At 41.4% G+C, this 16,061-nt stretch carries 10 protein-coding genes and 1 other RNA gene; 7 read left to right on the top strand and 4 right to left on the bottom strand.

What is annotated here, in order from left to right; genetic code table 11:
* Window positions 1–9: 9 nt before the first annotated feature.
* Genes ACO1XM_RS05715 through ACO1XM_RS05705 form a run of 3 tightly spaced genes read right to left on the bottom strand, consistent with a single transcriptional unit; the run spans window position 10 to window position 6,411 of the window.
* On the bottom strand, window positions 10–5,331 hold the full coding sequence (locus tag ACO1XM_RS05715) for a tail fiber domain-containing protein (protein WP_486226750.1): 5,322 nt from the start codon (window positions 5,329–5,331) through the stop codon (window positions 10–12).
* Between the two features lie 11 nt (window positions 5,332–5,342).
* Window positions 5,343–5,975: a hypothetical protein gene (locus tag ACO1XM_RS05710; RefSeq protein ID WP_486226748.1), complete on the bottom strand. Its 633-nt coding sequence runs from the start codon at window positions 5,973–5,975 to the stop codon at window positions 5,343–5,345.
* A 4-nt stretch (window positions 5,976–5,979) separates the two neighbouring features.
* Entirely contained in the window at window positions 5,980–6,411 is a 432-nt protein-coding gene (locus ACO1XM_RS05705) for a T9SS type A sorting domain-containing protein (RefSeq protein ID WP_486226745.1), read from the bottom strand.
* A 355-nt stretch (window positions 6,412–6,766) separates the two neighbouring features.
* Between ACO1XM_RS05705 and trhO the strand changes: the two genes are divergently transcribed.
* The 7 genes from trhO to ACO1XM_RS05670 all read left to right on the top strand — a co-directional run bounded on the left by trhO (window position 6,767) and on the right by ACO1XM_RS05670 (window position 14,855).
* Window positions 6,767–7,822, top strand: coding sequence for an oxygen-dependent tRNA uridine(34) hydroxylase TrhO (gene trhO / locus ACO1XM_RS05700; protein ID WP_486226743.1), 1,056 nt, complete (start codon window positions 6,767–6,769; stop codon window positions 7,820–7,822).
* A 16-nt stretch (window positions 7,823–7,838) separates the two neighbouring features.
* Complete coding sequence (locus ACO1XM_RS05695; RefSeq protein WP_486226741.1) at window positions 7,839–8,819, top strand: M23 family metallopeptidase; 981 nt, start codon at window positions 7,839–7,841, stop codon at window positions 8,817–8,819.
* Window positions 8,820–9,091: 272 nt separating this feature from the next.
* Window positions 9,092–10,039 carry a hypothetical protein gene (locus ACO1XM_RS05690; RefSeq protein WP_486226739.1) on the top strand — a complete coding sequence of 316 codons (948 nt, stop codon included), beginning with the start codon at window positions 9,092–9,094 and terminating at the stop codon, window positions 10,037–10,039.
* A gap of 2 nt (window positions 10,040–10,041) precedes the next feature.
* Window positions 10,042–12,717: a DUF2225 domain-containing protein gene (locus ACO1XM_RS05685; protein WP_486226737.1), complete on the top strand. Its 2,676-nt coding sequence runs from the start codon at window positions 10,042–10,044 to the stop codon at window positions 12,715–12,717.
* Window positions 12,718–12,812: 95 nt separating this feature from the next.
* Window positions 12,813–13,229: a YybH family protein gene (locus ACO1XM_RS05680; protein ID WP_486226735.1), complete on the top strand. Its 417-nt coding sequence runs from the start codon at window positions 12,813–12,815 to the stop codon at window positions 13,227–13,229.
* Between the two features lie 18 nt (window positions 13,230–13,247).
* Window positions 13,248–13,626, top strand: an RNA gene (gene rnpB / locus ACO1XM_RS05675) — RNase P RNA component class A.
* A 77-nt stretch (window positions 13,627–13,703) separates the two neighbouring features.
* The gene (locus ACO1XM_RS05670) at window positions 13,704–14,855 is read left to right on the top strand and encodes a sigma-54-dependent transcriptional regulator (RefSeq protein WP_486226733.1); all 1,152 of its coding nucleotides are present in this window, start codon (window positions 13,704–13,706) and stop codon (window positions 14,853–14,855) included.
* Window positions 14,856–15,067: 212 nt separating this feature from the next.
* On the opposite strand, the gene ACO1XM_RS05665 is transcribed toward ACO1XM_RS05670, so the two are convergent.
* Window positions 15,068–16,057, bottom strand: coding sequence for an acyl transferase (locus ACO1XM_RS05665; RefSeq protein ID WP_486226731.1), 990 nt, complete (start codon window positions 16,055–16,057; stop codon window positions 15,068–15,070).
* Window positions 16,058–16,061 lie beyond the last annotated feature (4 nt).

Below are 16,061 nucleotides of genomic sequence, written 5' to 3'. Positions count from 1 at the left end.
AAGAATGTATTAAAACTTAGCCTTATTCAGGAGTGCTTCAAATCGTAAGAGTTTAGTTTCCATATAAGTTATCCTTTGCTCAGTAGATGCTTTTGTCTTTATGGCTTCAGATTTAAGTTCTTCATTTTCTTTCTTCAATTCTTTAATGGCCTCAATCAGGTGCGGCACTAAACCGATGTAGTTAACCGACTTAAAACCTTCTTCGTCAGTCTTTACTAATTCAGGGAAAATTTTTTCTACTTCCTGGGCGATTAATCCAGTTTGAAGGGCAAGTGTGTCTTGTGGTTTTCTCCCGTTCCATTGATAGTGAACACCTTGCAAATTGTTTAAAGAAGATAAACTGTTTTGTAAAGCTTTGATATTGCGTTTCAGGCGCATGTCGGATGCATCTGTCAGTGTACCTAAAAGTGTGGCATCACCATTCTTAAAAATCACTAAGGCATTCGATCGGTTGGCATCATCAAGTCCGTTTCCCAGAGTAAACAAACGATCGTTGCCATCGAAGTTTGTAGTGGAGTTGGGTACATAATCCACTGCATAAATGCCCATGGTAGTTTCTCCATACGAACGCGAAGCGCTATACAGTGACAGAGCCATGGCGTGCACACCCGTTGTCGCCACATTTCTTCCCAGTGCAATTGAATTATATCCTTCCGCTTGATTGTTCGTACCAATGGCCACCGAAGAAGCGCTATGCGCAAGGTTGTTCTGGCCTAAGGATAAAGAAGAATTACCCCGGGCAATGTTACCTAATCCCATCGCCACAGAGTTGGTTCCGCGTTCGGCTTCATCCCAACGTGTATCTGTAACGGTACCTACACGAAAAGCCCCCGTAGTTTTTTCAAAAAACATACGGGTATGATGATCGGCATTGCCATCATCATCAAGACCTGGGCTGCCAATGACAAAACTGTCTGTAGTATAGTTCCCATTTTCGTTAGAGATAATAGTAGTTGTTCTGCCAAGTATTGACTCCGCAGCATCCTGCCAACTTACTGCACCATTGCCATCGGTGGTCAATACCTGATCAGCAGCACCATCTTGTCCTGGTAAAGTATAGGCCTCACCTACTCCGCTTACATTATCCGCATCGATGGTGAGTTGACCATGAAGGCGAGTGTTTCCGTTTTTGAGCATGACGAGGGCATCGGAGCGACCTCCTTCTCCATTACCAATGGTAAATAGCCTGTCTGTTAATTCAAAAGCTGTTGTTGACAAGGGTGTGTAATCGGTAGCCATTAAACCGAGAGTTGTTTCGCTATACGAACGCGCAAAATTGGCAAATCCCAATGCTGTGGAGCTGATTCCTGAGGCAATATTATCACTTCCAAGAGCAACTGAGAGATCTGCCGTGGCGCTTGAGTAGTACCCTAATGATACCGAAGCATAACCGGATGCTGTTGCGTTATTTCCCATTGCCACCGAGCTCCAATCATTTGATATACAGTTTGCTCCAATCGCTATTGACCCGTTTCCTGATGCGAGAGACATGGTTCCCATGGCAACTGAGACGTCACCGGATGCAGAACCACCATGAGAAAACGAACGGAGACCCATCGCACTTCCGGGTCCAATTGAAAAAGACCCTGTACCGCTAGCCAATCCTCCATTGAAGGCAACTGAGCCATTCCCGCTGGCTGTTGAGTTTGTGCCAATGGCCATTGAGTATTGCCCGACATTTGCATCATCCCATTGAGTTCCTGTTGCACGACCAGTACGAAACGAACCTTTACTTTTATCAAAGAACATTCGATTTTGATGTGTCGCATCACCATCATTTGCCAAAACCGGACTACCAAACACAAAATCATCGGTTGCATAATTTCCAGGTGAATTTGAGGTTACGCCTGCAGCAGTGTTGAACGCAGGCATGGGTAGTGTAGACCAACTTACTACTCCTGATCCGTCTGTAACCAGTGCTTGTCCATTCGTTCCACGTTGCCCGGGAAAAGTATAATCGCCACCCACACCCGCTACATTATCCGCATCGATGGTGAGTTGACCATGAAGGCGGGTGTTTCCGTTTTTGAGCATGACGAGGGCATCGGAACGCGAACTTTGATTGGGGCCGTTTCCGATCACGAATAACCGATTTGTACCAACATAGTTAGCAACATCGTAACCTACATAATTAGTGCTATACGTACCCATGGCAGTTTCTCCGTAGGAAAATGCGGTAACCGCTCGCCCAAGGGTCATTGAATATTGACCGAAAGCATATGAACCAGTGCCAAATGATGATGTGTAAATATCCAGCGCATTATTGCTGATACCGACAGCTACTCCACCTAAACCGGAAATGATGTGATTTTCTCCAAGTGCGTATCCACCAGTACTGTTGTTCGGTACTGGGCTAGAAATATTATTGCTATATCCGACCGCGGCTGATTGGGCCGCAGTGATAATATTTCCGAAGCCGTGAGCGTGAGAATTTAATCCTGAAACATTATTTTGTCGCCCTATCGCTGACGAATAATCTCCAGAAGCGTTGTTACCATTGCCCATGCCTATCGAATTAGACCCGCTGGCCCGCGAATTATCGCCTGCCGCAAAAGATGATGTTCCGCTTGCGCGTGTCCGATATCCCAGCGCCACAGAATATACCCCAACATTGGCATCATCCCAATCGGTAAAGGGAGCGCCACCCGCTCTAAATGCCCCCTTACTTTTATCAAAAAACATTCTGTTGTTATGTGCTGAATTTCCATTATTTGCCAAATGCGTACTTCCAAACACAAAATCATCGCTGGCAGGATTTCCTGGTGAGTTTGAAGTCACCCCTGCAACGGTGTTGAATGCAGGAACAGGCAGGGTCGACCAACTTACAACTCCTGATCCGTTTGTCACTAGCGCTTGTCCGTTTGTTCCGCGCTGACCTGGCAAGGTGTAATCACCACCAGCACCTGATACATTATCAGCATCGATGGTGAGTTGGCCGTGAAGGCGTGTGTTTCCATTCTTAAGCATCACGAGCGCGTCAGAGCGAGTTGGAGGTAACGCTAAATCATTAAAAACGAGCGGTGTACCATTACCGATAACAAATAATCTATCTGTTGGAATCCACAGAGTGTTTGAAGCGGGAGAGACATCAGTATTCCCGTAACCCAATGTAATTTCGCTGGTACTTCGAGATTGGAGCCTATTGCCAATACCAACACCTCCCCAACCAGAAATTGTATTACCACCCCCCATTGATACCGCTCTAAATGCAGCGGGGTCTATTGTTGATGTTAGGCCAAATGCAGTTGACCAATGACCATTCACGGTGTTTTGTTGTCCAGCAGCAAAACTGCTGATGCCAGCTGATTGGTTTGAATTTCCCATGGCAATACTTCCATTAAAAGTGGCCGAACTTCCGACACCAAAGGATATAGCACCAGCACCAGAGGCTAGCGAATTGATACCAAATCCAAATGACCCGATACCAATATTGGCGTCAGCCCAAGCGTTATTATTCGTCAAGCCGATTCTAAACGCAAAATTACTTTTGTCAAAGAAAAACTTTGTTCCATTACTATTTAAGTCTTGCCCTCCAAACACAAAATCATCTGTGTCATAATCTCCGTTTTCGTTGGAGATGACACCATTCGTTCGTTCAAAAATATTTTGATATGGAGTCAGATCAATCTGAGTTGCATTGGTATTGTTCGTGATAGAGAGAGTATTGCCAGTTAAATTAAGATCCTGAATTTCATTGGATGAACTGGCATCGGTATTACTCCAGGTTACATTTCCGTTGCCATCGGTTGTCATGACCTGGTTGGTATTTCCATCCTGTCCTGGCAAAGTGTATTCTTCTCCTGTACCGATCAGGTTATCGGCATCAATAGTTAATCGGCCGTGTAGGCGGGTGTTGCCGTTTTTGAGTATGACAAGGGCATCGGAGCGCGTAAAGGAATAAGGTGGTGTTGAATTAAAATCATACATACCATTACCGATTGTAAATAATCTATCAGTAGGTGTTACATCACCAACGGGTGCATACTCCGTAGCCAAAGTTCCCAAAACGGTTTCACCGTACGAGTAAGCGGTACTATTATGGGCAAAAACTTTTGAGTAATCGCCAAGAGCAGAGGAATGATCGCCTAAAGCGAAGGCGTTGAATCCTGAAGCGAGATTGGCAAAACCACCCGCAAAAGATGAGTACCCGGAAGCTGCATTACTTGTACCTGCAGAAAACGAATACGAACCTGTTGCGGTATTGCCAACACCAAGCGAGACCGAACTTGCACCAAGACTACTATTGTTCTCGCCCACAGAAAAAGATGATACCCCAAGTGCAATGTTATTAAAGCCAAATGCCGTGGAGTAAAATCCTCTATTGGTATCATTCCATGAAGCATCGTTAGTATAGCCCGCACGTAATGCACCCTTGCTCTTATCGAAAAATAGTCTATTTCGGTTCGCCTCTTCTGCCGGATGGTCAAGCATGGGACCTCCAAACACAAAATCATCAGTACCATAATTGCCGTTAGCATTTGAAGTAACGCTGCCAGTCGTTTCAAATACATTTCGATAAGGACTCAAATCAATGTTAGTTGCTGTATTATTATTGGTGATGGTGAGTGTGTTTTCATTTAAATTCAAATCCTGAATCTCCTCAGTCAAGTACCCGTTGTTGGCAACCATATTATCCACATCTTCCTCAGTCAAATTATTACCCAGGTAGGGACTGAGATTTATAACAGACGAATTAGGGTTATTCGTGATCGTTAATTGGCTGCCTGATAGCTGAAGATCCTGGATTTCATTTGTGGTGGAACCATCGACTTCAGACAAAAGATATCCGTTGTTTGCTACATAAGCATCTACCTCCTGCTCACTTAAACGAGCAGCCCCCAGCAGGTTGGATAAATCAACATTATTACCCTCACTGATTGATAATTGCGTGCCCGTTAAATTTAACAATTGGATTGTATTATTGAATCCGAAGGGAGGTACTACAATAACTTCCTCCCCCATATTAATAAAACCATTGCCTAAGTCGATCTCAACCTGCATGAAATACGATTGATCGCTCCACCGCAGCATTTCTAAATTTGTTCCCAACAGTTTTTCACCCGAACCAATTACTACACGAAAGATTCCGAAAATGTCCGTTGTTGTTGCATGCATTTCCTGATACTGAATCACACCATCTGCACTTTGTTCATGTATGGTGAAGCGAACTTTTAAGGGTTGATTAAGTAACACTTGCCCTTTGGAGTCACGCCCAAAACCCTCAGCCTTGGATTCATCTAAGGCTACTGCCTGATATGTAAAGCCGATTTGCTGTGACCAGGCGCTTGCGCCTATCAACAAAATCAAGATTGTGAAAAATAAGTTTTTCATGATGTGATATTTTACTTTTTTAGTTGGAAGTAGAGTGTGGCTGTTAACTGCCATGCGTGAAGCATGGCTGTTTGCCCAGCACTTTTTTCCATGTTGCGGAAGCCGCGCATATAGTTAAGCTCCAGTGAACAGTTGGCTTCATTGGATATTTTATAGCAGAGACCTGTGAAGACTTTTGCTCCAACGTTTAATACACTCAGATCATTGGTAAGATCATACTGTTCAAAGCCTCTGTTTTGGGTTCCGCTGATAAGAAAATCGTTAACAATACCTGCTCCGAAAAATGGATTTGCTTTTCGCTTTGAGCTGTACTGACTTATAAAATTTACTGAAGTCGATAAAAAATTCATTGACCAGGTAGTTAGCAAATGACTTCCCTGATCTTTCAAGTGACCTCCCTTATAACCCAGCTGGGCACTGATGGCATTCGAAAAAACACTTTTGGATTTTGCTTTTGTTTTTAAAGCATATAAATACGAAAATGAAATAGATGCAGCCGGAAGACCTTTAAGCTGATCTGACTTAATACCATCTGAGTTGGTGTAGGTAAGATTCTGAATGTTAGTGCCTAGACTAAAACCAAGCTGTTGTGCAATAACTTTTGAAGGTATCGCCAACAGCATCACAAAAAATATTTTTTTCATATAGCTAAATCAAAATGAGTATATGGGTTGCATAGCCACTTTTATTACCCCTCAGCTGGAGTATATAGGTTGCTTTTGGCAGAGATGAGGCATCAAAACTTACTGCTTGACCCTTGCGTTCCAGAAGCGTTTTGATAATAATTTTTCCATGAACATCCACCACATTCATCCATACCCAATCATGTTGTACATCATCAGTCCAGCGAATAGAAATTATACCCTGAGAGGGATTGGGATAAACACTGAGTGCAGCCGTTTGAAAGTAACAATCGCTACAATTTAGAAGGAAGGGATGCTGAAAACCCTGCAAGAGATGAAGTTGACCAGATATAAAATGATTGACACCAGAAGACTGACCAATGGTATGATTTATGGATACTGTACCTGTAGCAAGATTAGGTATGCCACTGGCCGATGCACCCATAGTTGATTTCATGAGTTTAACATCTTGCGCTATTGCAGAACAAGCAAAAAAAAGTAAAATAGAATTGCGAAAAATGGCCAACATATTTTCTGTACAAGAAAATATTTAAAAATCACTTAGTGTGTTCTTAAAAGCTCAAATGATATTCATAAAACGCTGTACCAGATATTTCTTAAAGAATCACTATTGGCCTAAGCTAATTTTCCCAAAGATTCAATGGTGCAATGACCTATGCCCGAAATTCTGTGATTCTAATCGGTAAAATGCTGAACCCATCGGTAAATTATCAATCTTCACCCTGGTTAAGGATTGGGTATTGTAGGGCATTTTCCTTATCTTTGTCGGTTGATTTTCAAGTACATAGACCATGGCCCTGCACAATAGAATCGATAAGCGGATTTTAAAAGAAAAGATGCTCCACACTACAGAAGAGCGCATCACGATTTCATTTTATAAATACCACCAACTTGTTGAGCCTAAAACTTTTCGGGATGAGCTTTATAAGCTGCTTGACCAGTTGGGGGTAATGGGTAGGATTTATGTGGCGCATGAAGGCATCAACGCGCAGATCAGTGCACCTAAAGCAAACCTTGAAGTTTTCAGAGAAAAATTATATTCGATCCCTTTTTTAAACGGTGTGCGTTTAAATATTGCCGTTGACGATAATGGAAAATCATTCTTCAAACTGAAAATTTTAGTTCGTAAAAAAATAGTGGCTGATGGTTTGGATGATGCATCCTTTGATGTAACACAAACCGGTCAACACGTAAATGCAGCCGACTTTAATAAACTTGCGGAAGATCCCAATACCATCATCATCGACATGCGTAATCATTACGAGAGCGAAGTCGGACATTTTAAAGGTGCTATCCTTCCTGACGTTGATACTTTCCGAGAAGAACTTCAAATTGCAGAAGACCTTCTGAAAGATAATAAAGATAAAAACCTGCTCATGTACTGCACTGGTGGCATACGCTGCGAAAAAGCGAGTGCCTGGATGCGTCATAAAGGGTTTAACAATGTATTTCAATTAAATGGTGGCATTATTGAATATACCAGACAGGTAAAAAGTGAAGGCCTTGAAAATAAATTTATAGGTAAAAACTTTGTATTTGACGAACGCTTGGGCGAACGCATCTCTGAAGACATAGTAAGTGTTTGCCACCAATGTGGTAAGGCTTGCGATACACACACCAACTGTAAAAATGATGGTTGTCATTTGCTTTTCATTCAATGCGATGAATGCGCAACTCATTTTAACGGTTGCTGCTCTGATGAATGCAAGGAGATTATTGCCATGCCGGTTGAAGCGCAAAAAGAATTAAGAAAAGGCATTAACAAAGGTCGTCAGGTTTTCAGAAAAGGTCGTTCGGAGAAAATTGCTTTTAGAAAGGTTAACCATCAATCACCCTCCATACTTTAAAAATTAAGCCCGCAACATGGCACGCATAAAATATTATTACGATACAGAAACCTGTAAGTACGAAAGGGTAAGAACCAAGAACAGCGATATTATTTTAAATACGTTGGGCATTGTATCATTAACGCTTTCGCTTGCTGTTGGATTACTTATTTTATACAGCAACTACTTTGCTTCCCCGAAAGAAGTCATGCTGAAAAATCAGGTTGAAGAACTTGAATTTTATTACAACAACCTGAATAACGAAGTAGACCAGTTGCGTAAAATTCTGGGCAATATCGAACATCGAGATGATAACATTTACCGCGTAGTGTTGGGTGCGGAGCCCATTGACAAATCAGTGAGAGATGCCGGTGTAGGTGGTGCAGATCGCTATGCCGATATTAAAGAAAAGAGCATAGTACAAAAGGATTTAATTCTTGAACTGCATGAAAAAGTAGACATGCTGCGAAGAAAACTTTATATCGAATCTAAGTCGCAGGATGAAGTGGTGAGTCTTGCGGAGAACAAAGAAAAGCAACTGGCCGCAGTACCCGCCATACAACCTGTAGCCAATAAGCAATTAATTGCCTTGGCTTCTGGCTTTGGACTACGCGTACACCCTATCTATAAAGTAAAGAAAATGCATACGGGTATTGACTTTGCCGCATCTATTGGTACACCTATTTATGCAACAGCCGATGGCAAAGTAATTGAAGTAAGCGTACGTTTCAGTGGATATGGAAAAATGGTGGAAATCGATCATGGTTTCGGTTACCGTACCCGCTATGCGCACATGCATGGTTTTGCTGTTCGCCAGGGGCAAAACGTAAAACGGGGCGACTTAATCGGTTATGTCGGCAACACGGGCCTCTCTACTGCCCCACACTTGCATTATGAAGTCATGCTGAATGGTTCACACATTAATCCTGTGCACTATTTCTTCAATGACTTATCCGCTGCTGAGTACGAGAAGATTATTGAATTGGCTTCTGTGGAGAATCAGTCGTTAGGAATGTAAATTATTAAGTTACATCATCCGTTAGCGTTCGGATCTTGATCAGCGTTTAATTAAGTAAGGTATTGTTCCTCTTTTAATCAAATCAAAAGAATTTATGCCGTAACCTGGCCTAATAACTTAGATTTGGTATTTGCATGGCTATGCCTTATCCATGATGTTTTTAGCTTACGTTGATTTTAAGCAAATATATTATGCTCATGCCATGTAACTAACAACCTTCATCCTCCAATGGATTAGTTTTTTCTTTTAAATTTGATTAACCAAACCTCACCATGTCCACAACCCGACTTTTATTGGCGTTTTTGGTATCAGTATCCATTATTGAAAGCAATGCACAAGGATGCAGCGATGCTGGTTTTTGTACTATGGGTGCCATGAAACCTGACCAGCCTTTCAATAAAAAATTACAAGTGAGGCTCAGATCCATGGAGATCAGTTTCTACAGAGGTACGACTACTGCCACCCCCATTGTTTATGTTGCTAATGCTGATGTCAGCTTTAGTCTCAATAGCAAAAACTCATTTCAGATTAAATTACCATACCAGACAGTGCAAAGTGGTACTTTCGATCAAACCGGTGGGCTTGGCGACATTTCACTTTGCTTAACCAGAAGCCTCTTTACTTCAGAACGATTTGATATCAATCTTTCTATTGGTGCCAAAATACCAAGCAACGATTCAAACTTAAAAGCGAAAGGAAGATTTGAAGGCAAGCCACTCCCTATGTATTATCAAACCAGTTTGGGTACTTACGATGCTATCTCTGGCATTTCTGTACTCACAAAGAACTGGTTGTTTGCCACGGGTATACAGATTCCGCTAAACGAGAATAACAATCAGTTTCTCTGGAACGAATGGGCTGACTACCCTGACCAGCGCTATTTAGAAAAATATAGTCAAGCCAAAGAGTTAAAACGCGGTATTGATGTGATGCTGCGCGCAGAAAGAAATTTCAGGTTCTCTCAATTCAATTTTTCAGCAGGGTTATTGCCTATTTACAGAATTACAAATGATGAAATTACAGGCATCAATGGAAATAGAATTAAACCCGATGGCGCAAGAGGGCTTGCGCTGTCTGGCATAGTAACAGCAGGTTATAACCTCAATGTTAGAAACTCAGTTCGTTTATTGGTAGGTCATAAGATTGTACAGCGCGAACGCAACCCTGACGGTTTAACCAGGGAATTAGTAACAACCTTTAGTTACAACTACAGATTCTGAGCATGAGACTAGCCCTATTTTTAGTTTTAATCGCAAGTCAATTTACACTGGCACAAAGCAGCATCAGCAAAGCCGATTCCCTATTATTAGATAATAAAGCCAATGAAGCTATTAGCTTGCTTAACGAGGCCTTACCTACAGCAAACGTTAACGATAAGCCCTATCTGCAACTTAAAATAGCCGAGTCATGGTTATCGCTTCAACAATATGATAAAGCACAAGCTTTTATTGATTTGGTTAAGCAAGGGAATGCCAGCGGATTATTACTGGCCGAATTAAAATCAGTGGAAGGCTACCTATTTCTCTATCAGGGAAAGAATGAACAAGCAGAAAAAATTTTAGTAGAAGCAGAGCAAATCCTGACAGCGGAAGGACAGGCTACTAATTTACAGATGGCTAAAACATTAACTGGGTTAGGACTCGCCTATTATAATGATGCCAAATTTAAACAAGCTGAAGAGCACCTGTTGATGGCCTTATCCATCAGATCCAAAATACTGCCTGCAAAACATGAGATGATTGCCGCTTCGTATAATGATCTTGGTCTGGTTTACAGTCAAAGCGACCCGGACAAGGCCCTTTCCTATTATGAAAAAGCACTCCCGATTTATTTGGCACTACACGGAAAAGAGCATGCTAAAATTGCCATTAACAATACCAACACAGGTGTTATCTACGGCAACCTTGAATTATATGGTGATGCCATCAATAATTTGGAAGAAGCGCTGAACATCTGGAATGTCTTAATAAAAACACCAAGCCCGAGAAAGGCCTTTGTGCTGTATCAACTCGGTTATACTTATCAGCAAATGAAAAACAATGAAAATGCTGAAGTCTATTACCTAAAAGCATTGGATGAATACAGAAAGAGTTATGGTGAAAAACATCCTGATATTGCTTCCGTGTTAAATGCGTTAGGTAACCTGGAAAGATTAAAAGACAATTACGCACAAGCACTTACCTATTTCCATCGGGCACTAATCAGTAACCTTAAAAGTTATGCCAATCCTGATATTAACAACATCCCGGAGGCTGTTGAATTCTATAATGGAAAATACTTGCTGTTCTCCATGATGTATAAAGCCCAAACTTTTGAAGCACGTTATTTTGGCAAGACCTTAAAATTTTCGGATCTAAGTACAGGGCTACAACACCTGATGGCTTGCGATTCGTTGATTGATGATTTGCGTCAGCAAAGTAATAATGAAGCAGACAAAATTACCTTGGGCACGGTAGCCAACGAGGTTTATGCTGATGCGGTGCGTCTGGCTTCAACGATGAGTGAAGTAGCCTTTGGCGATAGAGACTATTATAGAGAAAAAGCTTTTTACTTCTCTGAAAAAAGTAAATCAGCTGTTCTTCTGGAAGCCATCTCTGATGTAAATGCCAAATCATTTGCCGGAATACCTGCTCATCTGCTGGAAGATGAAGAAAATATAAAGTCTGCTATAACACTGTCTACGCAAAAGCTGGCTCAAAAGCCAACTGCAGAAGAAGAGACATATCTGCGTGAGTCACTATATGCACTCAACAAACAGTATAAGGAATTTACTAAAGCATTAGAGACGCAATACCCTGATTATTTCAATCTGAAATTCAACACCAAAACACCTTCTGGTAGCGACCTGCAAAAAATTACAGATGATCATACCGCATTGTTAAGTTATTTTATCGATGACAGTAAAATAAACAGCGCTGCCCGATTGTACATTTTTGTAATTACCCAAAAGAAAATAAGCATTGTATCTCATACGCTCGATGCTAACTTTAATAAATACCTGACTGGGTTCAGAAACGCGTTGTACTATAACGAAAGTAAAACCCTTCATACGGTTGCCAACAAGCTTCACAGGCTGCTTATCCCACCTTTACCCAAGCGCATTAATAGCTTGGTGATCTTCCCGACAGGCCGTTTGGGTGTAATCCCATTTGAAGCACTTATCGCCAAACCTGTAAAAGATGAGACTTCAATTCCTTCATACCTGGTAAATCGATATGCAGTGCGCTATGAATTCTCTGCATCATTAGCCTTGCAGAAACACAGTGGTAATAAAAAAGCTATCCAATCTATTTTATTATGTGCTCCGATCACCTTCAATGAAATAGATAACCTTTCTTCGCTACCAGGCACAAATGATGAGGTAAGCAATATTGGTAAATTGTTCGATCAAGCATCGGCTAAGGCTACCGTTATTACTAACGCGCAGGCTAGCGAAGAAAGGATCAAGTCAGATGAACTTGAAAAATTTGACCTCGTTCATTTTGCTACGCATGGCATTGTTGATGAATCAAACCCTGAACTATCAAAAATATTTTTAAAAGCGAGTAATAGTGAAGATGGGTATTTATATAGTGGAGAAATTTATAACCTTAAATTAAACGCTCAACTGGTTACACTTTCTGCCTGCCAAACAGGCTTAGGGAAAATAGCCAAAGGCGAAGGTGTAATTGGTTTATCAAGAGCATTGATATACGCTGGCGCCAAAAACATCATGGTTTCGTTTTGGAGCGTAGCCGATGAATCTACTGCGCAGCTGATGGAAGATTTCTACACAAATACTTTACAAACAAAAAGCACATTCGCACAATCGTTGCAACAGGTGAAAATAAAAATGCTTAACAGTAAAGAATATCACTCACCTTACTATTGGGCACCATTCGTTTTAATTGGGTTTTAATATAAGAAGTATTCTATCTCTCCTCAAAGTCTCTTGGAAAGTGGGCAGGAATGAGCGGAAGGACTCTAAGGATTAAGAAACTAAAGATAAGGTTTATGAAAATTATAATACTCTTGCTTTTCTCTTACTCATTTCTTGCTGCTCAAGATCAAGATATAACAGCCATTCGCAAAGTATTAAGCCAACAGCAGCAAGATTGGAACAGTGGTAATCTCGAATCATTCATGCAAGGTTATTGGAAATCCGACAGCTTAAAATTCATCAGCAGCAGAGGCATTAATTATGGATGGCAGGCAACGCTTGATGGTTATAAAAGAGGTTACCCTACAACAGAAGCTATGGGTAAACTTACCTTCACCATTATCAGTATCGAAAAACTTTCAGATGAGTCGTCCATGGTCATTGGCAAGTGGCATTTGCAGCGAACAAAAGACGAGCCCCAAGGACATTTTACACTTCTCTGGAAAAAGATAGCCGGCCGCTGGGTTATTGTGGCCGATCACACAAGTTGATTTTATGCTTACCTTTGTATTGCAAGTTGTTCTACCGCTGTCTCGATTTATCGGGAGGGAGGAAAGTCCGGGCAACTAAGAGCACCGCACCCTTTGAAAGGAGGGGATTCCGCTAACACGGAAGCCAGACAGTGCCACAGAAAACAAACTACCCCAACCCGACTTGTCGGGATCAGGGAAAAGGTGAAAAGGTGGGGTAAGAGCCCACCGTGCTTGATGGCAACATCGGCAGCATGGCAAACCTTGCGGGTTGTAAGATCAAATAAGTTCCGATTTTGGGTGCTTGAACCAACCTTCGACTTGTCGGAGTATCGGAATGGGTAGATCGCTTAGATAAATGGTAGAAGTCCCTGACTTGTCGGGGAGACAGAACCTGGCTTACAGACTTGCATTTTTAAACATAAAGCCGCTGAACCGAACAGGTAGGCGGCTTTACTCATTTTATTCCTATCATTACAGTTCAATTCTTTTACCATGGCTAAAATTCTGATCATCGAAGACGATCAAAAAATTCGAAACAGTTTAAAAGAAATACTGGCGGAGAAAGGACATCAGGTTGATGAAGCTGCTGATGGCGTTGAGGGGTATAAAAAGTTAGAAAGCGGAGAATACCAGCTTTGCCTGAGCGATATTAAAATGCCCAAGATGGATGGCATGGAGGTACTGAGTAAAGCCATGAGCAACGGCATCCCTACTAACTTTATTATCATCTCCGCACACGGCACCATCGATGTAGCTGTAGAAGCCGTAAAGAAAGGCGCCTTTGATTTTCTTTCAAAACCTTTTGACTTAAGTCGCCTCGAGATAACAGTACGTAATGCATTAGAAAGAACCACGCTTGTAGAAGAAACTAAAGTACTTCGTAAAAAAGTACAAAAGCGTACTGAAATAGTGGGAGAAAGTGCTGCCATACAGGCTGTAAAAGAAATGATTGAGAAGGTAGCCCCTACCGATGCACGTGTTCTTATTACAGGCCCTAATGGCTCGGGCAAGGAGTTGGTAGCGCGTCAGTTGCACGAGTTAAGCAAGCGATCTGGCGGACCCTTGGTGGAAGTAAATTGTGCGGCTATACCCTCAGAATTGATAGAGAGTGAATTATTTGGTCATGAAAAAGGTGCATTCACTTCAGCCATTAAACAAAGGTTAGGCAAGTTTGAATTAGCAGAAGCAGGAACTCTTTTTCTGGATGAAATCGGAGACATGAGTTTGTCTGCACAAGCTAAAGTACTAAGGGCACTACAGGAAAATAAAATAACAAGGGTGGGTGGCGACAAAGAAATACCGGTAAAAGTGCGGGTAGTGGCTGCCACCAATAAAGACCTCAAAAAAGAAATTGAAGAGAATCGTTTTCGTGAAGATTTGTATCACAGACTCAGTGTAATCCTGATTAAGGTCCCTGCTTTAAATGAGCGGAAAGAGGACATTAGTTTACTGGTACCAAAATTTTTAAATGATATCGCTGAAGATTACGGAACTAAAGTGAAGGCAATCGATAAAGCTGCCTTAGATCTATTAAAGGCACATTCCTGGACAGGAAATATACGCGAGTTAAGAAATGTTGTGGAGCGACTGATAATAATGGCCAACGAAACCATTACTGCAGAAGATGTCAAAAAATACCTTTAAAGGTCTTAGATCTTATTCTCTACTTTTTTAGGTGCAGGTGCTTTGCTATAAGTAGGGCAAGTGTACTGGCTGCAAGAAGCTAAAAAGATAACTGCTACGATAATTACAACTAATTTCTTCATTTTAGTGGCTGTTAGGGAAGAACAAATTTAAACTTAAGCTTCTATAAAACAAATTCAAGGCCAGATAATTCACCTTAACGTAAAATACGACTATTCAACCAGCAGGTTACAGCCACGGACATCGCTATTATCAGAACGGCCTAAAACCTCAAAATTTCCAGCTTTGTTAACTTTTCCTAAATCTTCAGTTTCAATGAAAGCAATGGAATAAATATTGGCCAGGTCTATCACATTTATGCCACCGGTTTCGTCAATAAGGCCCTTTCTGAGGGGATCGGTAATTTCACGGATTACCACATTCATACTATGTGAAGGGTAAAAAAGGTGCTCCCCCTGTGTGTAAGCCTGACTCAGCAATTCGGTCATTCCATATTCAGAATAGACCTTATCAAGTTTCAGTTTGGTTTTTAACACCTGATGCAATTCTTCGCGAGTAATTTCTTTTCTGCGCCCTTTCATCCCCCCTGTTTCAAAAACTACAACGTCATGCCAGTCGGGCTGGTATTTCTCTGCTATGTCTAATAGGGCATACGTAACTCCCCATACAATTATTTTTTTTGATGAAGCCTTCAGCCGATCAACATCTTCAACCAATTTTGAATAATTATTCAGATAGAAACCTGAGTCTGCAGAACCTGTTTTTTTTATAAAATGATCAATCATGGCCACCAGCGATGAGTTACCCTTTTCCAAATAAGAAGGTAATAATGCCAGCAGGTGATAATTAGTTAAGGGGCCGAAATTTTTGGCGAAAATTTGTTCAGCATGCAGCAAATAACTGTCAATATCCTGAATGGCATGCCTGCTGGTTTGACTACCCGTGGTGCCACTGCTTTCAAAAAACAACTTTTCCGCCCAATTTCCGGTTTTTAATACATGTTCTTTAAAAAAACGGATGGGTATAAATGGAATATCAACGATGTTGTCAATCTTATCAGGATTGACGCCCAAAGCTTCCAAATAACGTCTGTAAACCGGATTTTCAGTGGCTTGAAACCTGAACAGGCGCAATGCAATTTCATTAAAGCTTTGTGCGTTTAAAGAAGGTAGAAGCGATTCAAAACTTTTAAAAGTATCCAAGTGT

The organism is Chryseotalea sp. (assembly GCF_057350905.1).
The sequence above is the reverse complement of the archived record's forward strand: the minus strand, read 5'-3'. Positions and strand labels throughout refer to the sequence as shown.

Bases quoted from the DNA above. Each gene is read 5' to 3' on its own strand.
- ACO1XM_RS05715 (WP_486226750.1), bottom strand. From the start codon at position 5,331: ATGAAAAACTTATTTTTCACAATCTTGATTTTGTTGATAGGCGCAAGC.
- ACO1XM_RS05710 (WP_486226748.1), bottom strand. From the start codon at position 5,975: ATGAAAAAAATATTTTTTGTGATGCTGTTGGCGATACCTTCAAAAGTT.
- ACO1XM_RS05705 (WP_486226745.1), bottom strand. From the start codon at position 6,411: ATGAAATCAACTATGGGTGCATCGGCCAGTGGCATACCTAATCTTGCT.
- trhO (WP_486226743.1), top strand. From the start codon at position 6,767: ATGGCCCTGCACAATAGAATCGATAAGCGGATTTTAAAAGAAAAGATG.
- ACO1XM_RS05695 (WP_486226741.1), top strand. From the start codon at position 7,839: ATGGCACGCATAAAATATTATTACGATACAGAAACCTGTAAGTACGAA.
- ACO1XM_RS05690 (WP_486226739.1), top strand. From the start codon at position 9,092: ATGTCCACAACCCGACTTTTATTGGCGTTTTTGGTATCAGTATCCATT.
- ACO1XM_RS05685 (WP_486226737.1), top strand. From the start codon at position 10,042: ATGAGACTAGCCCTATTTTTAGTTTTAATCGCAAGTCAATTTACACTG.
- ACO1XM_RS05680 (WP_486226735.1), top strand. From the start codon at position 12,813: ATGAAAATTATAATACTCTTGCTTTTCTCTTACTCATTTCTTGCTGCT.
- ACO1XM_RS05670 (WP_486226733.1), top strand. From the start codon at position 13,704: ATGGCTAAAATTCTGATCATCGAAGACGATCAAAAAATTCGAAACAGT.